The organism is Konateibacter massiliensis, assembly GCF_900184995.1.
In the GTDB taxonomy this organism is placed as follows: Bacteria; Bacillota; Clostridia; order Lachnospirales; family Lachnospiraceae; genus Lachnotalea; species Lachnotalea massiliensis.
On sequence record NZ_LT860097.1, the window covers coordinates 263,724 to 285,361 of the forward strand.

22 protein-coding genes and 3 tRNA genes are annotated in these 21,638 nt (G+C 35.3%); 22 read left to right on the forward strand and 3 right to left on the reverse strand.

The annotated features are described in order from the left end of the window. On the forward strand, window positions 1-1,908 hold the full coding sequence (locus CTY48_RS01205; RefSeq protein WP_099466692.1) for a PTS fructose transporter subunit IIABC: 1,908 nt from the start codon (window positions 1-3) through the stop codon (window positions 1,906-1,908). Window positions 1,909-2,017: 109 nt separating this feature from the next. On the opposite strand, the gene CTY48_RS01210 is transcribed toward CTY48_RS01205, so the two are convergent. Beyond that, entirely contained in the window at window positions 2,018-2,305 is a 288-nt protein-coding gene (locus CTY48_RS01210) for a hypothetical protein (protein WP_099466693.1), read from the reverse strand. 233 nt (window positions 2,306-2,538) lie between these two features. On the opposite strand from CTY48_RS01210, the gene CTY48_RS01215 reads away from it, so the two are divergent. After that, a tRNA-Asn gene (locus CTY48_RS01215) sits at window positions 2,539-2,610 on the forward strand. A gap of 193 nt (window positions 2,611-2,803) precedes the next feature. Next, complete coding sequence (locus CTY48_RS01220; protein ID WP_099466694.1) at window positions 2,804-4,012, forward strand: AI-2E family transporter; 1,209 nt, start codon at window positions 2,804-2,806, stop codon at window positions 4,010-4,012. Here CTY48_RS01220 and CTY48_RS19460 read toward each other — a convergent pair. Further along, the gene (locus tag CTY48_RS19460) at window positions 3,980-4,441 is read right to left on the reverse strand and encodes a hypothetical protein (RefSeq protein WP_143452677.1); all 462 of its coding nucleotides are present in this window, start codon (window positions 4,439-4,441) and stop codon (window positions 3,980-3,982) included. The two genes, CTY48_RS01220 and CTY48_RS19460, sit on opposite strands and share 33 nt — an antisense overlap. 129 nt (window positions 4,442-4,570) lie before the next feature. Between CTY48_RS19460 and CTY48_RS01225 the strand changes: the two genes are divergently transcribed. The 19 genes from CTY48_RS01225 to CTY48_RS01320 all read left to right on the forward strand — a co-directional run bounded on the left by CTY48_RS01225 (window position 4,571) and on the right by CTY48_RS01320 (window position 20,449). Beyond that, a tRNA-Leu gene (locus tag CTY48_RS01225) sits at window positions 4,571-4,655 on the forward strand. A 77-nt stretch (window positions 4,656-4,732) separates the two neighbouring features. After that, window positions 4,733-4,816: transfer RNA gene (locus CTY48_RS01230), tRNA-Leu, on the forward strand. Window positions 4,817-4,936: 120 nt separating this feature from the next. After that, window positions 4,937-5,878, forward strand: coding sequence for a tyrosine-type recombinase/integrase (locus CTY48_RS01235; protein ID WP_099466695.1), 942 nt, complete (start codon window positions 4,937-4,939; stop codon window positions 5,876-5,878). 399 nt (window positions 5,879-6,277) lie between these two features. Continuing rightward, window positions 6,278-7,387 (forward strand): Ig-like domain-containing protein, encoded by a 1,110-nt coding sequence (locus tag CTY48_RS01240; protein WP_180272605.1) that lies wholly within the window; start codon window positions 6,278-6,280, stop codon window positions 7,385-7,387. 2,002 nt (window positions 7,388-9,389) lie between these two features. Beyond that, window positions 9,390-9,881 carry a capsid assembly scaffolding protein Gp46 family protein gene (locus CTY48_RS01250; protein ID WP_099466698.1) on the forward strand — a complete coding sequence of 164 codons (492 nt, stop codon included), beginning with the start codon at window positions 9,390-9,392 and terminating at the stop codon, window positions 9,879-9,881. A 48-nt stretch (window positions 9,882-9,929) separates the two neighbouring features. Then, entirely contained in the window at window positions 9,930-10,211 is a 282-nt protein-coding gene (locus tag CTY48_RS01255; protein WP_099466699.1) for a hypothetical protein, read from the forward strand. A gap of 14 nt (window positions 10,212-10,225) precedes the next feature. Further along, window positions 10,226-11,068, forward strand: a complete 843-nt coding sequence (locus tag CTY48_RS01260; protein WP_099466700.1) for a hypothetical protein — start codon at window positions 10,226-10,228, stop codon at window positions 11,066-11,068. Between the two features lie 83 nt (window positions 11,069-11,151). Beyond that, a complete protein-coding gene (locus CTY48_RS01265) occupies window positions 11,152-11,394 on the forward strand; it encodes a helix-turn-helix domain-containing protein (RefSeq protein WP_099466701.1) in 243 nt (80 codons plus the stop codon). 3 nt (window positions 11,395-11,397) lie between these two features. Further along, a complete protein-coding gene (locus CTY48_RS01270; RefSeq protein WP_099466702.1) occupies window positions 11,398-12,132 on the forward strand; it encodes a hypothetical protein in 735 nt (244 codons plus the stop codon). A 22-nt stretch (window positions 12,133-12,154) separates the two neighbouring features. Further along, window positions 12,155-12,349 carry a helix-turn-helix domain-containing protein gene (locus tag CTY48_RS01275; protein WP_099466703.1) on the forward strand — a complete coding sequence of 65 codons (195 nt, stop codon included), beginning with the start codon at window positions 12,155-12,157 and terminating at the stop codon, window positions 12,347-12,349. 220 nt (window positions 12,350-12,569) lie between these two features. Further along, window positions 12,570-13,445: a hypothetical protein gene (locus CTY48_RS01280; protein ID WP_143452678.1), complete on the forward strand. Its 876-nt coding sequence runs from the start codon at window positions 12,570-12,572 to the stop codon at window positions 13,443-13,445. Beyond that, window positions 13,442-13,648, forward strand: coding sequence for a hypothetical protein (locus CTY48_RS01285; protein ID WP_099466705.1), 207 nt, complete (start codon window positions 13,442-13,444; stop codon window positions 13,646-13,648). The genes CTY48_RS01280 and CTY48_RS01285 overlap by 4 nt, the downstream gene beginning before the upstream one ends. A gap of 335 nt (window positions 13,649-13,983) precedes the next feature. Further along, window positions 13,984-14,154 carry a hypothetical protein gene (locus tag CTY48_RS19545; protein ID WP_180272606.1) on the forward strand — a complete coding sequence of 57 codons (171 nt, stop codon included), beginning with the start codon at window positions 13,984-13,986 and terminating at the stop codon, window positions 14,152-14,154. A 92-nt stretch (window positions 14,155-14,246) separates the two neighbouring features. Then, window positions 14,247-16,112, forward strand: coding sequence for a hypothetical protein (locus CTY48_RS01295; RefSeq protein ID WP_099466707.1), 1,866 nt, complete (start codon window positions 14,247-14,249; stop codon window positions 16,110-16,112). A gap of 274 nt (window positions 16,113-16,386) precedes the next feature. Next, entirely contained in the window at window positions 16,387-16,650 is a 264-nt protein-coding gene (locus CTY48_RS01300; RefSeq protein WP_099466708.1) for a hypothetical protein, read from the forward strand. Further along, window positions 16,608-16,928, forward strand: coding sequence for a hypothetical protein (locus CTY48_RS01305; protein ID WP_143452679.1), 321 nt, complete (start codon window positions 16,608-16,610; stop codon window positions 16,926-16,928). The genes CTY48_RS01300 and CTY48_RS01305 overlap by 43 nt, the downstream gene beginning before the upstream one ends. Further along, on the forward strand, window positions 16,915-17,376 hold the full coding sequence (locus CTY48_RS01310; protein WP_099466710.1) for a hypothetical protein: 462 nt from the start codon (window positions 16,915-16,917) through the stop codon (window positions 17,374-17,376). The genes CTY48_RS01305 and CTY48_RS01310 overlap by 14 nt, the downstream gene beginning before the upstream one ends. Window positions 17,377-17,379: 3 nt before the next feature. Beyond that, entirely contained in the window at window positions 17,380-18,963 is a 1,584-nt protein-coding gene (locus tag CTY48_RS01315; protein WP_099466711.1) for a phage terminase large subunit family protein, read from the forward strand. 142 nt (window positions 18,964-19,105) lie between these two features. Then, window positions 19,106-20,449: a phage portal protein gene (locus tag CTY48_RS01320; RefSeq protein WP_099466712.1), complete on the forward strand. Its 1,344-nt coding sequence runs from the start codon at window positions 19,106-19,108 to the stop codon at window positions 20,447-20,449. Window positions 20,450-21,234: 785 nt separating this feature from the next. On the opposite strand, the gene CTY48_RS01325 is transcribed toward CTY48_RS01320, so the two are convergent. After that, on the reverse strand, window positions 21,235-21,393 hold the full coding sequence (locus CTY48_RS01325) for a toxin-antitoxin system protein (protein ID WP_099466713.1): 159 nt from the start codon (window positions 21,391-21,393) through the stop codon (window positions 21,235-21,237). Between the last annotated feature and the right edge of the window lie 245 nt (window positions 21,394-21,638).

Here is a 21,638-nt window from a genome sequence, read left to right on the forward strand (position 1 = left end):
ATGAGGATAACCGATTTATTAGACAGAAGCAGTATTAATCTAAACGGTAATGTGAAATCAAAAAGTGAAGCACTTGACGCGATGGTGGATTTGATGGCGGTATCAGGGAACATATCTGATGTAAAGAGCTACAAGGAAGCTGTATACGCCAGAGAGGAAGAAGGTACAACCGGCATCGGAGAAGGAATTGCAATTCCGCACGGAAGAGGCGATTCAGTGAAAGCTCCGGGACTCGCTGCGATGGTAATCAAGGACGGTGTTGATTTTGAAGCTTTGGACGGAGCACCGGTTCAGTTAATCTTTTTGATTGCAGCACCGAACACAAAGGACAATGTACATCTTGATGTGCTGAGCAAGCTGTCAGTTCTTTTGATGGACGAGACATTTTCCACTAACTTAAAAAATGCAAAATCAGTGGAGGAGTTTCTTTCTATTATTGACAAGGCAGAGAATGCAAAAGCCGATTCAGGCAATGAGGAGGAAAAAGTGATGTCTAATGCAAAGGTAGTGAAAATACTTGCGGTTACCGCGTGCCCAACAGGTATTGCCCATACTTATATGGCAGCGGAAGCAATTGAGAAAAAGGCAAAAGCGAGGGGCTGCAGCATCAAGGTAGAGACAAGAGGATCAGGCGGAGCTAAAAACGTATTGACGGAGCAGGAAATCGCAGAAGCAGACTGCATTATCGTAGCTGCCGATACAAAGGTTCCGATGGCTAGATTCGCGGGCAAAAAGCTGATTGAGTGCCAGGTTTCTGACGGTATCAGCAAGGCGGATAAATTGATTGAGAGAGCGATAAACGGAGACGCACCTGTTTACACAGTAAAAGCAGGACAGGAGGAATCGGCTTCTGTATCGACGGGAAGTACAGCTCACACGATTTACAAGCATCTGATGAGCGGTGTATCACATATGCTTCCATTCGTTGTAGGCGGTGGTATCCTGATTGCAATTGCGTTCTTGATTGATGGTATGTTAGTAGATATGAACGCTCTTTCCGTAGCAGACAGAGGAAACTTTGGTACAATTACTCCATATGCAGCATTCTTTAAGCAGATTGGTGGAGCGGCATTTGGCTTTATGTTACCGATTTTGGCTGGTTACATTGCGATGAGTATCGGCGACAGGCCGGGACTTGCACTTGGTTTCGTAGGCGGAGCGATTGCGGCAGCAGGAAGCTCAGGTTTCTTGGGCGCATTGGTTGCTGGTTTCTTGGCAGGATATACCGTAGTATTACTTCGTAAATTATTTGATAAGCTTCCGGAAGCGTTGGATGGAATAAAACCGGTGTTGTTATATCCTGTGATTGGTATGCTCGTTGTCGGCATTATTATGATATTTGTGGTAGAACCTCCAGTTGGAGCTTTGAATACACTTTTAAATGAGACACTTATTGATATGAGCGGTTCCAGTAAAATTATTCTCGGTTTAATCCTTGGAGGCATGATGTCTGTTGACCTTGGCGGACCGGTAAATAAAGCGGCATATGTATTTGGTGTAGCGTCAATCGCATCAGGAAATTATGATGTTATGGCAGCGGTTATGGTAGGCGGTATGGTACCTCCGACAGCAATCGCACTTTCAACCTTATTATTTAAGAATAAATTTACAAAAGAAGAGAGAAAGTCAGGACCTACTAACTTTGTTATGGGTATGGCATTTATCTCAGAGGGTGCAATTCCGTTTGCAGCGGCAGATCCGCTTCGTGTACTGCCATCCTGTATCGTAGGTTCAGCGGTTGCAGGAGCATTATCAATGATATTTAATTGTACACTTATGGCACCACATGGTGGAATTTTCGTATTCCCTGTAGTTGGAAATGCATTGTTATACTTACTTGCACTTGCAATCGGTACGGTAGTGGCAGCAGTTATGCTTGGCTTCCTGAAGAAAAAAGTAGTAGAATAAATAGTAGAATAGCAGAGATTTAAAAAGGAAACCTGCCGCGGCGGGTTTCCTTTTTTATATATAGAAAATTTTGAAAAGATTTTCCATGATAATGCTCTAAAATTTCGTATCAGGTCATAAAGTTACCGAATTTTTTTACCTTCGGTGCAAGTGCGTACATCAATGTCTGCAAATCCTTTACATCCATATCCTCAATTTGAAGCAATTCCTTTACCTCGACAGCAGGCTTGTCAAGAAATTCAAGAACAGCCTTTGCTTCATATCCTTGAATAGCGCTTGTACCGTTCTGGGTACATGTATAATTTACGATATCATTCATTAGTTTTCGTTCTTTATCTACCCATTCCTTATCGACATCTTTCTTAAAGGCATTTTGCAATTCCCTTAGAGTATCCATAAAAATAAAACAACTCCTTTCTTTCGTAATTCTATTTATATTTTGGCATTAAATTTCGTTGCTGTCAATATGATTTTACAGTTTAGTCATGCGGAAGTGGTTATATAATGTGCCAATTTATCTATTATGGCACATTATAAATGGTATGGCGAAACGGTTACGTGATGGAGTTACCTTTAAGGTAAAAAGCTTGACAATCAAAGTGTTCATGTCATATAATGTAACTGTTGCATTCCTTGATAGCTCAATGGTAGAGCACACGGCTGTTAACCGTGGTGTTGTAGGTTCGAGCCCTACTCAGGGAGTATAAAAAGAAAAAAGTCTCAAACATATTGTTTGAGCTTTTTTTGCATCATAGGAAATTCGGCAGAATTTCCTATGATGCAAAACATATTATGCGCACCTCAGGGAGTAGAAGTTGTTGCTGTGCAACCCCCTCGGGCGCGAAGCGTGGCAAGCCCACACTTCTTATATCATAGGAAATTCGGAGGAAAGTGTATGAAAATTGACAAGGATGATAAACTTTTAAAATATTGTGTGTATGTTGCAGTGACAGCAATTGTTATTTACGTTGCCATTTTGCTGATGGGAAATATCGGAGCGATTATGTCGTGGGGCTTTAAGGCGGCAGGTGTTATTATCGCTCTTCTAAAGCCTCTTGTGATAGCCTTTGTGATAGCCTACCTTTTTCGGCCGGCAACGAGCAAGATAGAGCGCTTTCTAGAGAAAAAGAAGATATTTAAAAAGGCGGACAGAAGGAGAAGCCTCAGTATTACAGCAGTCTATCTTGCTATTATCGGCATTGTTGTTGCGATGATATGTGGTATATACATTATGATTGGCGGACAGCTTTCAAAAAACACAACGATTTCGAATATCGTTGCTTATATTACAGATTATATGAATCAAAGTCAGTTTTCTGCGGAAGCCATAGAGGAGAAGCTGGACAGCCTAAACATTCAGCTTCCGGAAAACTTCAATAATATTGTGACAGATGTTGTGACTGCCGTTCAAAGCTATATAACGGGAAGTCTCACCAATCTGGCAGGCTCGATTGTGGAATTTGGAAATAATGTTTTTTCCTTTTTAATTTCGATTATACTGAGTATTTATTTGTTAAAGGATACGGAATATTTTAAGGAATTGTGGGGTAAGTTTTTTTATCTTATCTTTCGAAAGAGCAAGGCGGGAAAAACAGTAGGTAAATGTGCATCTGTCATTAATGATACATTTTCAAACTACATCAGAGGACAGCTTTTGGATGCCTGCATTGTCGGTATTCTCTCCTCGATTGCTCTGACGATAATCGGGGTTGATTACGCGATTGTCATCGGAATTATCTCTGGTATATGCAATATGATTCCGTATGTCGGACCTGTAGTCGGAACTGTTTTAGCCGCAATTATGGGACTTCTAAGCGGGCAGCCGATTATGATATTGTGGGCTATCATTGCGATGGTTGTTGTGCAGCAGATTGATAACAATCTGATAGCACCAAAGATTGTGGGAGACAGTGTCGGGCTGCACCCTGTATTTACGATGCTTGCTATTTTAATCGGAGGGAATATAGGCGGCTTAATCGGTATGCTTGTTGCAGTTCCGGTTACAGCTTCCATAAAAATACTGATTAGCGAATGGTATAATAAAAATGTAGATTATAAAGCACAGGCACCTTTAGAAGCACCGGAAAAAGAAGATGGTATTTAAGTTAATCCGGTTAAAGACCCAGCGGTTTTGACGCCAAACAAAGCCTTCGGCTGACCAACGGCTCACAGAAATAGGATAGAACCAGAAAGACCTGCCGTTCCACAGCCAAACAAAGGTAAATTGGTTCAGGCAGCGACGGAATTCCCGCTGCATATTGTTCGTGCGGTTAGGAGATCCAAATTGCTGGTTGAATTTGGCTGCTTCCGGGGTTGGCATCGCCATACCTCTTGGGAGCGGCGGTTCTTGAAAAGGCGGCGGTGACATAGGTGCTCTTGTGTTATTAGGGAAATTTCCCATAGGTGCTCCTGGATTATTAGGGAAATTCCCCATAGGTGATCTTGAGTTATTAGGGAAATTATCCATGGGTGTTGTTGGGTTGTTAGGGAAATTACCCATCGGCCCTCTTGGGTTATTAGGAAAATTATCCATAGGTGTTTCCTTTCGAATTAAATATATCTCTATAGTATGAAAAAAATAGAAAAAGGGGATTGACAAAGACACTTATTTTTTATATAATATTCAATGTTCGGTACGCGAGCAAAGATATAAATAGAGTGAGCAGTTGTGGCGGAATTGGCATACGCGCTAGACTAAGGATCTAGTCTGGGATAACTGGGTACGGGTTCAAGTCCCGTCAACTGCATTCGAGATAATAAGTTTTGTGAAGTATAATTTACAAGACTTTTCTTATCTCAAAAGGCTTTACAGCAATTAGGTTATGCACAAATGGCGGAATTGGCAGACGCGCAGGCTTCAGGTGCCTGTGGTAGCAATATCGTGTGGGTTCAAGTCCCACTTTGTGCATTGGTGTTTTACAGTATTTTCGAGGACATATTAGTCCTTTGTTGTATCAAAAAATCTAGTGCCTATTCGTAAGATTATTGTGTGAATTTCACCTAGTCTTATACGAAAGGAAGTAGAGCCATGAAACAACAAATTACTATGACCAAAAGTCAAAATCTTTCCATTGAGGAAGCATATCAATTATTTATTCGTAAGGCGACTATTCGCAATCTTTCAGAAAAAACCATAAGAACATATGGTAACCATTTCAAACTTTTTTCCAAATTCACAGATGCAGTAGAACCAGTATCAGCCATAACAGATGATACAGTAGACAATTATATTATATGGATGCGTGAGAATACACAAGCAAATGATATTACTATTAATAGTTATTTGCGGTCACTACGAGCATTTTTATACTACTGTATGGAGTGTAACTATGTTTCTGCATTTAAGATTCAATTAATCAAGGCAGAGAAAAAACTCAAAGAAACTTATTCAGATGAAGAACTACAACGCTTATTAGAGAAACCAGACGTAAATTCATGCTCATTTACTACTTATAAAACGTGGGTATTTGAGAATTATTTACTTGGCACTGGAAATCGTATCTCAACGGCATTAGATGTGAAAATAGGAGACATAGATTTTCAAAGTGGTACAATTAACCTACGCAAGACAAAAAATCGGAAACAACAGATTATTCCACTTTCCAACACGCTTGCAAATATATTACAAGAGTATTTACAGATTCGGGGCGGTGAACTAGACGAGTATTTATTTTGTAATGTCTATGGAGAACAAGGAAGCATAAAAACTTTCCAAGATTTAGTAAAAAAATATAATATCAAGCGGAATGTGAATAAGACCAGTTGTCATTTATTCCGGCACACATTTGCTAAATCCTGGATTTTGTCCGGTGGAGACCAATTTCGTTTGATGAAAATATTAGGACATAGTGATATGTCTGTTACAAAGGAGTATGTTCAGATGTTCGGTCAAGATTTACAGATGGATTTTGAAAAGTTTAATCCGCTTGACAACATGAATAAGTCAAATAGAGAAACTATAAGAATGTGATTGGTTGGTACTTTGATTACTACAATGGTGATAAGCAAATTCTGTTTTGTAGTGAATGCGGGAAAATAGTTAAGAAGAAAAGCAAATTTGATAGCTCAACTAAATATTGTAATGAGTGTAAACATATTAAAGATTTAGAAAAATACGAAAAGTATAACAAAACTCGAAATTTACCACCGAGCCTAAAGTGCTAGATCCCTTATTTCACAAGACTTTCATCACTTTTCAAAATTCTGTATTATATGAAAGGGAGATAGAAAATCTGAGGTTCCCAATTCTGGGAATGTGAAAATTTTAGAATAAAATGTGAAGTTTTAGAAAACGGCTATATACCTTGTAAACACTAGCATCGCAAGGGGTATGACTGTTTTTCTTTTTATGAAAGGAAGGAGTGATAAATTGAATATAACAAATATAAATCAGCGTCAATTTGACATCACAATGCAAAGAGAAGGAGTAATTGTAACTGATTATTATAATACATTAAAGGAATATAAAGTATTCTTTCGGAGAAATAACAGAGGTACAACACCACAGGGTAAATTAAGATTATATTATTCACAGGATACAGATATTTCCATAGGCACAATATTTGTACTTAAAGGCGAAAACTATCTTATCACAAGTCAAGACTCACAGGAAAGCAACATCTATTATACATCTATGGCGATGAAATGTAGTACAACCTTTACAATCAACTATGGTGGTAAATATTATACTGTTCCTTTCGTAGTTTCAAGTGATAGATACAGTGTTTCAGAGACTAATACAATTAGTATCATTAGTGGGTCAGTTATTATTTATACCGGTCTAAACGACATTGTGGATAGCATGAGTGGAGAGTATAGAGGCTTTGGTGGAACTTATAAGGTAAAGAACCACTTTTACAATGATAACCTAGCTTATATCTATATGAGCAGAGAAGCCGATAAAGCAGATACATATTCACTAACTTATAATGGAATAACCTCATTGGATATCAATGACGGTACATATCAGTTATCTTACATTGCAGTTAAGAATGGGAATGTAGTAAATAATCCTACTTTGACATTTGTATCCAGTGATGATACAATAGCAACTGTAGACGAGAGTGGTTTACTGACTATGATTGCAAATGGCAATGTAACAATTACTGCTACCTGGACAGAGGGAAATATATCTACAAATACCAATATTATTATTAGTGGAGAGAATATTCCTACTGTATCAGGAACATCATCAATCAGTGGTAATGTAGAGTTAAGGATTGGGTATTCAAGAATTTACACAGCAATATTTAAAGATGAAAATGATAATGTGGTTACTGGTATTACACCAGTATGGACGATAACCAATAATAACTTTGCTTTGAGCAAATTCACTATTACATATCCGGCAGCAAATCAGGTGAAAATTGTGGCGGCTGAGGATGATAATTTAGAAGGTGAAAAATTTACACTTAATCTTGTGGATGCCGATGGACTGTATAAAGCGTCAACTTTGGAGATAACCATTATATATTTTTAAGTTTAGTTACCTTGTATATAAGGGGAAATAATGAGTTTTTAGGGGTAAATTCGGCTTTAAATAGGTTAGACGATACTTTCCTTGCCTAATATGATTTGACACGAATTTAAGTCGATTTGAGTTAATTTTATCCCTAGATGTTATTCTGTTAGACGTGGACACAGAAACAAATACACACGTTGTAAATCATGTGGGGATATTATTGAAAAGTGTGGGAATAAAAAAATGTATTGTGAAGAATGCGCAACAAAAACTACCAAAGAAAATTGGAAAAAGGCATCAAAAAAGTATTATCATAAAATAGAAAATCCCACTTTTCCATGTAGTTGAGCCATTTGTAGGTGTTTTTAGCTTCGCATATATCATATATGGAAGACACGGCAAAAAATACAAACGTTGTAAGATGTGTGGGAATATTATTGAAAAAACTAACAATAGGATAATGTATTGTAAAGAATGTCAACGAGAAAAGCAACTAGAATGGCAAAGAAATAGCATGAAAAAACTAAGAAATAATAATGTGAAGTTATAGAAAATTCCATCTTTACTTGCGGTTGAGCCATTTATAAAGGTTTTCTGCTTCACATATATAAGATATGGAAGAATAAGAGATTTCGATTGAAATACCCTATCTTTAAAATATGTAATGCTATTAAAGTGAGGGTAAAAAAATAGTTATAGGCACTAGAAATAAGATAAAAAGTTACTTTTTCGATAATTTACCCATCAAAATATTGACGGTACTTCCATGTTCTAACATTGGAACTTCCATTATAAAATGGATGTTTTAATATAAGGGAACCATAGGAAGAGAATTATAAACCTTTTATTATAGAATGTAAAAATGTTCGATTATCTTATGGCTTAAGACCCTTGTAAATTCTAACTTTGAGTCACATACGACCGTTTTTCTTATTATGAAGGAAATAACCGATTTCAGAGAATTGGGATATGAATATTTGAATTATATTGGTGATGGGAATTTTATCAGGTGCTCAGAGTGTAGTCGAATGGTAAGAAAAAAAAGCAAATTCGACAGTTCAACAAAGTTTTGTAATGAGTGCTCAAAAGAAATTCAATTTAAGCAAAAGAAAGAATGGGATAGGAAAAATCGATAAATCCGAAAGAGCCTATGTCCCTAAAACCACTATAAACACTGGCTTTGAAGCATCTATACCCATTTTCCTTTATATGTATAGGTATACACGATATAAACAGTTATTATGGTTTTGCTATGGTAAACACATTGTGAATAGTTTGGAAAAGAATGTCGTTATTAAGAAAACTAAATTTATTCGATGTATTGATTGTGGGGAATGGTTTGAGGTGGATAATATGTCTAAAAGTGAAAGATGTGAGGACTGTCAAAAGATATATAGAAGAGCGTGGGATAGAGTCAGAAAGTCTAAGAAATCATAATTTCCACTTATCTTAACGACCTAAAATAACATGTTATTTACGGACTAAATTTACATACCAAAATTAAAATAGTCCGTAAATAACGCATTAAAATTTGTGTGTATAAGAGAGAACATATCGCACAAATAACTAATATAAGGAGAATTATACAATGTTATCAATTACAAATCAAGATATGTTTCAAACAAGAATACGAATTCGTAAAGGATGGGAGGATAATATTTGACGGTTAATTTAATGATTGAAATTAGGGAAAATATGAAATTTTATACAAGTTGACCAATTCCCCAAACGCCCTATTTACAAGGGTTTCAGAAAAAGCAAAAATAAAATAGTCCGTAATTAATGGACTATTGAATGTGTGTATAAGAGAGAGGTATATATTCAGACCAATATCATTTGATAAATGGTCTTTTTTTATTTGCAATAAAGTTGCGTAATATCTCATGGTCGAAAATCCGGCGGTGAGATTTACATATATAATAAGTAACAAGTAACAATTAAACACATTTATTTTGGGGTATTCCAACGAACTAACAAAACGTTAGGTCGTTCAGAACGACAACAAAGAAGGGAGTAACACATGGAATTAAATATTGAAGGATTATCACAGGAACAGATGGAACAGGTAACGAAACTCGTACAGAGTGAAACAGATAAGGTAAGGACTGATTACAGTACTAAATTAAGGACTGCTAATGATGAACTTGCCAAATATAAGCCAGCCGAGAAATCTAAAACTGAAAAGGCATTAGAGGAGCGTTTATCTGCACTCGAAGCCAAAGAGAAAGAAATTGCTAATAAGGAAAGAGCAATGACGATTGCCGACAAATTAAAGGAGAAGAATCTCCCGTCTGAATTAGCACAGTATTTGAATGTAGGTGACAATGTAGATGAGGTCATTGAAAAGGTAGGTACAACGATAGGTAGTTACTTTCTTGAAAATGGAAATAGACCAACTAACCACAACACCAATAAAGGTATCACAAAAGCCGACTTCGCAAAAATGTCCTATGGTGAAAGAGCAAAACTTTTTCAGGAAAACACTGAACTTTATAAGGCACTTAGTAAATAGGAACTGATTAAAAACCAGTTCTTTTTTTATTGCAGAAAGGACTGATAAATGGACGCAAATACAATTCAGACATTAATATCCACACTTGGATTCCCGATTGTCTGCGTATTATTCCTTGCTTGGTTTATATGGAAGATATGGATTCGCCAACAGGAACAGAATGAAAAACGTGAAGAAAAGTTATACACGTTTATTACAGAAGCACAAACCACTAATGAACAGTTGGTAAAAACCAATAGTGAGTTTGTGACAGTATTGAATACTTATAAGACGGATTTAGATGATATCAAGTCCGATGTAACAGTAATTAAAAACAATTTGAAAGGTTAAATAGGTGAAATTTAATGGCTAACACAATTAATACAAACGTAATCGTACCAGAGGTATATGCACAGTTAGTAAGAGAGAAAATCACAGGTAAGACAAAGGTAGCACAGTTTGCAAAGGTGCTTGGAGATTTACAGGGAAAACCCGGTGAAACACTTACCATGCCTAAATGGTCTTATGTTGGTGATGCAAAGGATTGGGCTATTAATACTCCGATGGAAAGCACACAGATGACACAGACAAGCACTACGGCAACTATTAAGGCAATTGCAGCACCGGCAGTTAAGATTGCGGATTATGACAATGAAGTTGAGTTAGGTAATGCTGTAAATGAAGCAGCAGGTCAGCAGGGCGTATCTATCGCAAGAAAGCAGGATACAGATGCCATTGCTGAATGTCTCACTTCCCCACTGAAATTTAAAATCGAAACAAAGAATACAGTGTCTCAGTTGGAAATGATTAGTATTTTGGGTCTTTATGGAGATGATAGAGATTCTAGCGATTTCGACGCAATTGTTATTCACAGTTCTTTCGCACCATCTTTCTACCTGATGGATATGTTTACATCAAAAGAAAAGACCATGACTACAGATGGAAACGGTATTGCTGTAAATGGTGTAATTGGATATTTCCTAGACATTCCGGTAATTCTGAGTGACCGCCTTTACGATGCAACTAACACAGAGGGATTTCTTCTTATTATGAAGAAAGGCGCACTTGGTCTTATTCCAAAGGAAGCACCGTTTGCAGAAGCGTCCAGAGATGCGTCTTTAAGACAGACAACTATTTATTGCAGTCAGTTTTACGCTTTAGCACTGATTGATGATGAAGCCGTTGTTTATGCTAAAACTGTAATCTAAGCCATAGAATCAGCGTGATTTGATTTTATGAAAAGGGTGTCTACTGAATAGACACCCTTTTATATAGAAAGAGAGGTGTAATTGTGTTATCAGGTGAAAAATTAAAATTTCTAAGATATTCTCATGGAGTTTCACAAGTCAAAATGGCTGAATGGTGCGATATTACAGAAAGATTTGTTGGAATGGTTGAGAGCAATCAATATAGACCATCAAAAGAGGTCTATGATGCATGGATAAATTGTTGTTATGGAATAGGTAAACCACTTGCCAAAAGGGAAAACAAGAAGGGTGTTAAAAAAACAACAACGAAAAAGACAGGTGAATAAATTATGGGATTATTCAGTAATATTTTCGGCGGTGGTAAATCAAATCCTAAAATGGTTTCTGGACGCAATCCGGGAAAAGGGTGGATTGAAGCTAATAAGTTTAATCGTGCCAAGGGTGGATTCGCCGGTGGATATGGAGCATGGACATTTAAAAATATTATAGACGCACATTGTACAGTTGACGACATTGTAGAAACGTTTGGACTAAACAAAGAAGGTTGCCAATATTGTGAGTGTTGGGAAGAGGCTTACGGAAAGCAATATAATATTGCAGAAATGATTTATAAGGAGTGGGTTGATTATTATCTTGGTGTTATAAGTAGTTTAACTGCTGAAATGAATATGTGTCTTGAGCAGGCAGAAGAATTAGAACAAGAAGCACAAGATTTACAAGAACAAGCAGAGGATTTAAGAGATGATGCTGCATGGAGTGAAGATCCAGAAGAGAGGGCAGACCTTTTGGCGGAAGCGGAGATATTAGAACAAGAGGCAAGACTATTACTGGAACAAGCTACCCAATTAAGGTTAACGGCTACTAATTTGCAAATGCAAATTGATGTAAATTACAGTGCTATAGATATGCTAACTATTGAGCAATTTGTCAATTACGACGAAGTTGAAAAGAACGCATATAGTTCTGCAATTGATTTTGCCAAGACATGGATAAATGGGGATACTTGGATTCCAGAGGAAGTACTTTCGTGGGCATATTACGAAATTTCATCTCACAATAAATAAAAAAATACAAGAAGGTTAACTAATGACAGGTGTAGAATTTCGCAAATGGCGAAGAGAAAGAGAAATATCCCAACAAGAGGTAGCCGAATTTGCGGGTTGTAATAAATCTACAATTTGTCGTTGGGAGAAAAATAATATTAATTTAGTACCGGAATTATATGAAAGGGTAATGGAGTTTATAAGATTCAAAATGAATCTGACAAGGTCACTATTTTGAGACACTCATTGTTAAATTGCCTTTAAAGGCAAATCTATACCAATTCGGTAAACAAATTACAAAAACAGTGGTGGACGAAAGCCACTATAAAGAAACGAAATAATCAAATAACGATAGGAAGGAAAGGTGAGATAGTTTTTGAGTTCAAAGCAAAAAACTTATTTTACCTTTATTAATAGTAGCCATTGGAGAGAACTATCTCTCCTAAATGGTGAATTTAATGAAGGAACAGTACAGAAAGAGGTTATTAAATGGAAATGAATGGATTGACAGTGTGGATAAATATGGTCTGATATTAACAGATGACTTAGATTCTTTATTGGGTTGTGCAATCTTAAAGGCAGTAAAGGATTGGGATATTGAACAGGTATTTCTATTTAAAGCAAATAAAGCAAAAGATAAAGATTATTTAGGTGTAACCAACAATGCCACACATGAAGCGATTGGCGTTGATTTTGCAATGGTAAATGGAAAGTGTTTTGATAATCATTTGACCGCTTTCAGTTATAATGATATAGAAAATCCAGAGAGTATCAATCTCAACCGGACTTGTGAAATACATAGAGGAAACTATTTCAGGAAGTATAATTTATCGACTGTATTATTGCTGTGGTCATTATATGACTTGCCAAAGGAAAATCTATCAGATGAACTTATGATGCTACTTATTGCAATAGATGGTTCCTATGAGGGGTTTTATACTGATCAGAAATATGTAGGGATACATGAACGTTGGATAAATGATGTTCTTGACCTGCCGAAATTCCTTGAATGTGAGAAACGTCACACGAAGCAAGAGTTCATAGATATAAAGAGAAAATATTGCATACACAAAGGTCATGGAAAAATTATGGCAAGCGAAGGATATTTGACAACTGATATTGACATTGAGGGTATCAATGAATTATTAGCATGGGATACAGATATACAATTAGAATTACCAACCGAAAGATTTCGTAGGAAAGCAATATTCAAGGATAATATGGTAAAAATACAGGGTTCTCCAGATAGCATTAAGGCTATTTGTGAGAATCCTTTTTGCTATGCACTGACCAATAAATACACAGTTAATTATTCAGAGGAGATAAAAGAATGATTTATACAGATGAGAATAAATCGAGGGTAACTGTATTCTCCGGCAGAATTGCTAATGAATTATTGAGAAAAGGATATCAGATTGTAGAAGTCAGACCTGACAAGAGAAATAAAATCAGGTCTGTTTTCCTTTTCAATGGAGAATTAGGTATAGAGAATGAAATTCTCAAACTAACGGGAACAGAGAATATATTAGGGGAGTAATTATCTTAAGTACCAAAATGGTAGTCGAGATAATTACAAATAAGATGGATAGTCAAATTTGGCGCACCCAAAATGGTGGACACCCACCCTTAAGAAAATAAGATAAGTGCGGATTTACATTTATCTAAAATATTAGGGTATTAAAAGTTTTACGGTTGTATTTGGTTAGCCAAATTTGGATAGCCATATCAATAGAAAGGACACAAACAGATGAACGAATATTTATATGAAATTTCAGAACTAGACACTACGTCTATTACAGATGAAGAAATTATTATTATGCAGAGGTGCCGAATCTGGCATAACAGGGAATGCAGAGAAAGGGAACAGAATTTATGGAGAAGGAAACTATTGTAATATTTACAGCCAAGAAAGCACGAGCATTATTGAAAGAGGGATATACGCTTATTGATATTAAACCAGATAAGACAGATACAGATGGTAAGAGAAGTGTATTTATCTTTAAGGTAACTAATGGAATTATGGAGAATATTAAAGGGAATTAAGACATTGACAACTGAATACTGAAATTACAGTAAATGTGGGGGTGTTTTATGCACTCCCCTTTTTTATTGTAAAAAACACAAAAGGGGGATTTATGTTAGTAAAATTAATGTTAGATATAAAAAAATTTGATAAAAAGCCAACTGGATATGAAACTGGTGGTGTACAAAAGAGAATCTCTCAAACAGAAATAGAGATTGAGGACTTAGCAATCGGACTATGTAATGGTATGACTTGTAAACCTGCCTTATTAAATGGTACTAAATCCGTGGATTGGATACAACAACAAGTATTTATGCTTGACTTTGACCATGATACTACGATTGAAAAGGAATTGCAGAATTGCAATACTTATGGAATTATGCCAGTATTCGGCTATACTTCATTTAGTCATAGTGAAGAGGAACATCATTTTAGATTAGTATTTGTTGCTGATGAAGTGATTACTGATGTAGATAAGAGGAATAAATTGCAGATTACATTGATTAATACTTTTGATAAATCAGATAAGGTAACATTTGATTGCACTAGAATATTTTATGGTGGTAATGGAAAAGAACCTATTGCTCCTAATTATAATGTGAGAATTAATGCTGATGATATTATTGAGAAGTATTATAAAGATGAATATGAGTTGCCGGTTAAAAAGGTTAAGGGTAAAAGTAATAAGGTTAAATCTGATAAGGTTAAAAGCAAGATTAACAATGTGATTATCAATAATAGTTATATGGATAATATTAATGCTATTAAGGAGTTAAATGCCGATAAATTAAGGAGTTTGATATGTGAACTGGAAATGACCACTAATAAAGAAGATATTAATAATCTTCTTCTATCAGTGTACACTTCCAGTTATACATTTAAAAGTGAGAAGGATTTATACAATTATATTAATAGTATTGATTTAGGTAAATATCTAGGGATAGGTAATGAAACGGTATCTTGTATCCTACCAGAACATGAGGATAATACACCTTCGGCACATATCTATATTACAGATGATGGTACACCTATTTATAAATGTTTTGGGTGTGATAATGCGAGAACCATTACTACAATTACAGAGGAATTAGCAAATTGTACTAGAAGTGAAGCAATAGAATTTATTAAAAAAGTTTACAATATTGAATTGGTTCAATCGGATTGGACATTAAAACAGAAACAACTATTAATTGATAGTGCTAATTATTTAGATACCACTGATTTTGTAGAAACATTTCCAGAGCTTAATAAAATAATCAGGACTAGAAAATTACATATTCAAAAATTACTTATGCACTTTACTCAATATGTAAATGAGGATCTACAAGTTGAAGGCAAACCTTTATTTTTTGCAAGTTATAATACACTAATGAAAATATGTGAAATAAATCCTAATAATAGGACACGTTTCTCTCAATCTCTTACTCTATTTACGCTATTAAATATGCTTGATAAAGTTCAATTAAATTGTATTCCAGAAGAAGAATTAAATAAGGCAAAACATATTAGTGCTAAATATGGCTTTAAAAAGTTGACGAATTTTTATCAATTTGGGGAATATGGATTTAATCAATTCAAGGAAAGTGAAGGGATTGCTAAAATATTAAAGCAAAACAATTTCTCTTTAAAGGGATTAAGTCGTGAATATGTATTACGTACCTTTGGAAATGAATTAGCAGACAAAGTGTTCCCGCAATATAAGTTTGAAAATAAACGTGGTACAAGCAATAATTCGGACAATTTTACACTAACAATTAGTGAACATATCCTTGAAACTATTAAAAAAAAAGGATATATACTGGAAAAAGATGTAAAGATTAATAATAAGATTGAAACTCAATGGAAAAAGTCAATACAGGAAATACTGGATACATATGGATTGATTAAAATTAAAGCAAGTAAGCAGAATAAAGAATTATATGGTTTACCTGCTGATATTTCCTATCAATCATTTGTTATCTGTCAGAATTATGAGTAATATGGTGTCCTTAGTTAGGGTATCCCTTTAAAGGACACCTTGAACAATCGCTAATTAGCAACGGATGGTAAGATATATTTTTAAAATATACCCTTGGTGGTAAAAGTATTACTACTGGATAACCCGTTCCAAAAAGTACGGGTTGAGATAATACTGTTTAAACCGATATGGTCGGTTATGATATTAAAGGGTGTTAAAAGTTTTACGCCCACTTTGAAAGAACGAAACACGTAAGGATTTTAGTAAAGCGGAACGTATTGATTATGCTAGAAGATTGGAACGTGTTGAAAGTTTGAAAGCCAAGGAAAGAATTTTAAACCCTACACAAAATTTTGTGGAAGGTCAAAAAGGAGAAACAATTGATATTGTTGCAAATAAATTAGGTATTGGTTCAGGTGAACAATATCGCAAGGAAAAATTCATAGTAGACAATCAATCTTCTCTATCACCACAAGATTTTGCAGATTGGGACGAAGGGAAAAGATGTAGCCAATTATGGCGCAAACACAACAAACAGAAAGTGAGGAATTATTTATGAAATTTTTTAATGAATGTAAAACAGAAGAAGAGAGACAAAAATTAAGAGATGCGATGATAGAGACAATGTATTATCAGACATTAGGTATTCGGAGCGAAGTCTCGTCTATTAATGCAAGGGTCAGACGCATAGAAGAGAAGCTTATCTATGTTGGAGCCACGCAAGAGGAACGTAAATTTCTGAATACGGACGGTAGTTTGAATTTCGATGCAATTAATGATAGTTGCGATAAGATAATTGAATTATTTGGAGAGGAGGAATCTTATGGCACAAAATAAAGCAGACGAGAATAAATCATTTAAGACAGTATTACAGAAAATGACAGAGGTTGCCCCTTATTATATTGCAAAATATGTGGAATGGTATTTAACACCGGCAGAGGACAGAATTTCATGGGATGATTTATGTAAGTGTGATATTCAATATAGAACTAGAGATCCGCAAGGTAAGTTGAGTGTAAATAAGACAGAGCAATTTGCCAAAGAGAACTGGTTGACAAGGGAAGATACCCAAAGAGCAATTCAGATTTATATGAAGCATATGAAAACCTTAAATACCTTGAAGATTTATGAGAAGATGTTAGACAAAGCACTTGCCGGTGATGTTAATGCTGCAAAGTATATTGAAGGATTTCATAATAGTGATTTCTTTGACGAGGGAGAGGATGAAATTAATGATTTCCTGAACACCATAAATATCCCTAAACTGAAAAAGACAAGGGGGTAAATGATGGCAGTAAGTAAGCAGAATATGAAGAAACTAGAATGGTTATGGTCTGACGATAATAAGATCGCATGGATAGAAACCTTCATTAAGATTGCAGATAAGAACGGTGACATAGTTCCTTTTATTCTGACTGATGAACAGCGTAGATTGGTTGAAGGATTGGAACATCAAAATATTGTCAGCAAGAGTAGACAGTTAGGTATTAGCGTTTGTACAGTGGCATTAAGCATAAGGGAATGTGTGGTGCATGATAATTCAACTTGTGTACTTATAAGCCATAATCAGACCAGCACCAATGCGGTATTTGATAAATTAAAACAACAGTTTTATTCTCTTCCAGATTGGTTAAGGCCACAATTAATCCAAAATAACAGACAAGCATTGACATTTGCAAATGGTTCCAGTGTGGTATGTATGACAGCCGGTAATAAAGATGTGGGACGTGGAAGCACTTATAATGCGATTGTACATATGTCTGAATTTGCCTTTTGGAAAGACCAAGAACGACAGTTAAAATCTATTATGCAAGCCGTATCAAGTTCCGCAACGGTAATTATAGAGAGTACGAGTAATGGATACAACAATTATAGTTCCTTGTTTTTACAAGCAAAGAATAATGAGAACGCATTTAAAGCGTTCTTTTTTAATTGGATTAATGGTGGTGCATTATTTAAAGACCAATATAAGGAAAGTGTACGTCTATATAAAGCACAGCATAATGGGCATATGGTTACCATAGAGGATTATGATGAAGAAGAAAAGATGCTTGCTGAATTAGGTATGACGCCAGAACAAGCGGTATGGAGAAGGGATAAAATTAGTATATCGGGTATTGACGCATTTCATGTGGAGTATCCAAGTACACCAGAAGAGAGTTTCCTTGCTACTGGTTCCAGTGTATTTGATAATACGAAGGTTATTAAATTACAACAGGTCATAGCAGAACGGAAAATAGTTCCCCTTAAACTGGATAAGATTGTTGGGCTTCCTACATCATTAACGACATATGTTCAAAATAGGTCGTTATCCATATGGGCAATTCCAAAGGTAGGAGAGAAGTACTGGGTCGGTGTGGATGTATCTGAAGGTCTAGGTGGTAAGCATGACTATTCTACTATGTTTATTATGGATAAGGATGGTAGACAGGTTGCAGAGTTCAAGAATAATAAGATTAAACCATATCTATTTGCTGATATTGTAAATGATGTGGGTCGTTGGTATAACAAGGCACTATTAACAGTGGAAAAGGCGTCTGGTGGTCATAGTGTTATTGAGCGATTGAGATATGATAAGCATTACATGAATATGACTAAATATAAGACCTATGATGAGTTTAAGAGGGCAGTATGGAATGTTGGCTTTGATACGAATAATAAGACAAAGAGTATTGCTGTAAATGACGCTAGAGAGTGGTTTGATAAAGGAATGTTGGATATTAACAGTAATCAATTGTTAGAAGAGATGAAAACCTTTATAGCAGAAGAGAACGGTTCATTTAATGCAGTCACTGGTTCGCATGATGACCTTATATCGGCTATGTGGCTTTGTATTCAAGGCATGAAACAAGGGTTCTGGTATCCGTTTTAAGTGGTCTATGTAGTAGGGTTTTAAGGCGTTAAATAGGAAAATAAGGACTTTAATATAGAGGGCGAGGAAAATATCACTTGTCCTTTTTTCGTGCCAATTTGGTGCAAATACATGACAATATTATCAAAGAAAGGAAGTAAAGATGAGTTTAGATTATTATATTCAAAAGCAATATAATGGAAATAAAATGTGGTTTATGGAAGAGATAAATCAAGGTAATCATGCAGCGAGAATTGCGGGAGTAATTGCTAATAGGGATTATCTTGCAGGTAGGCATAAAGTATTAGGACGTGAGAATAGCCAGTACAAAGGTAAAGAATTGGTTACACGAAAAACAATACTGAACTATGCAAAGACAGTGATCCGTTTTCACAATACATTTTTATTGGGTAATGCGGTGGCTTTATCATCTAAAGACGTTGAAACAGTAAAGACATTTACCGATATATATAAGTTGGGAATGTATGAAACAGTAGATTATGAGATAATTGATAGAGTAAATAAGTTCGGTGATGCATATGAGGTAGTATATGTTAATGACGGATTGATTAAGAGTAAGGTACTTGATAGTGCGTGTTGTTATCCTGTATATGATGATATGGGAGAATATATTGCGTTTATAGAACATTGGACTGATGTATATACCAGTGTTAGTTATTGGAACGTATACTATCCTAACTATGTTGAGATGTGGAGTAATGAAGGTGGAGATGAACACATGGTATCTACTACTATGAGTATTGGCTTGCCTATTCATTACCATAATTTCAGTGACATGGATTACAATTATGGCATTAGTTTGCTGACAGATATTAAGCCGATTATGGATGAGTTAGAGGATATACTAAGTAAGTTAGGTGATGCTATCTATATCAATACACTTAATCCTATGCCTGTTGCGATTGGTCAGCGTATTGAGTCAAGCATACCTGCTGATGCTACTGGCTATGTATTGAACTTAGACAATGGAGATTTCAAGATTGTTAATTGCAGTATTGATTATAGTACAGTTAAGTTATATCTGGATAACCTGAAGCAGATGCTGAATGATATCAGTTGTATTCCAAGTATCTTGGGAAGTAGTCAGGAAATTGCTAATATATCTGAAACATCTATGAAGATTCTATATGCTATGGCTACGGTCAATAGTGATGAAACACAGAAATGGTTGAACACTGGATTTAGACAGAGGTTTGAGAAGTTCCATAAGATATTAAATATGCAGGGGATTAGTGTAAAAGATAATGTTGATGTGATTTACAATGTGTCCATGCCGGTCGCTAGTACAGAAATGATTGCAAACTTGAAAGCTTTAAGAGAAATGGGTGCTATAAGCATTGAGAGTATCATGGAAAAGAGTGATATTGTCAGTGATGTAGACGTTGAAAAGAAGCGTTTGAGTGGTGAAAATGTGAGTGTTGAAAGTGAGGAGAATGTTACAAGAGATACAGATAAACCTATTGGATTGGTAGGTAACAAGGGATAAAATAGGGTTACTAAATTTGGTAAAGGCTTTGGATAGAAGATACTTTAGCACGATAAAGTGAAAATTGGAGCATAAAATACACGCTCTTCTGTATACTTTATCGTGCTAAAGTGTATTAAACATACTAAACCACTAGGAATATAACGCAATACTTTAGTCGACTAAAGTGAAGCGAGCACAATATGTTGTGCCAAGTGTTGATTTGATATACTATATATAGTGCCAATTGTATTGTGTGGTAAACACGCACAATACAACAAATTGCATACCATATCAAACACAATTAACTTAGGTTCATCTTGAATCTGACTTATAAACATACTATAATACTGTACTATTATAGGGGGTTTCAGATAACACAAGTGGATTAACGTTGTATCAGAAGTAAGTTAGGTTGGTAATCATACATATAACCGACTAAATAACATATGAAATCGAAATTTCATCGGTAAATATTCGTAAGACTTCTAATCTTACGAACGATTTCAGGGTAAAATGGGCTTATTTGGGGTGATTTTAGACCAGATATGAGGATATAGAGCCGAAAATTCGGTTGTAAGAATGTGTTGTGCAATATGTATAGAAGTGCTGATTAATAAGGTTCGGCATATTTAACAAAGTTTTAAGGTGAATACTGTGCAATTTAACAAGGATAATTGAGTACACAACTTGATTAGTTGTGCGTGAATTGTTTGACGACTTACAACTTGTCCGGGTGTGTCACTCCTGAATTTTTTTGTTTTTTTCCCTTAATCACTTTTGACCCCACAGGCAAAAAATAAGGACTACTTTTCAGCAGTCCCATTATTCTTACTTAAATATTCTTTAAGCACCATATTTATATACTGGCTAAATGACCTATCATCATTTTCGGCTAAGTCTTTAATCTCCTGTATTACATCACTATCTAGTGTGATGCTTACCTTTTCTTTTAGTGGTTTCATAACATCACCTTCCTTGTAAAATACTATACCATCATAGGCGATATTGTATTGAAAAATAGGATAAAGTATGATAAAGTAGTACAAAGGACGGTGAGCGATAAAAATGGAATTGAATGAGTTTAAAGACAGATTGTTTGATATACTAAACGATACGAATGAACTATCTATACAAGATATTATGATAAATGATATGGATAATAGTATTGTGATAAAAATGTTTGATGAAACATTATTTCAAATAAAAT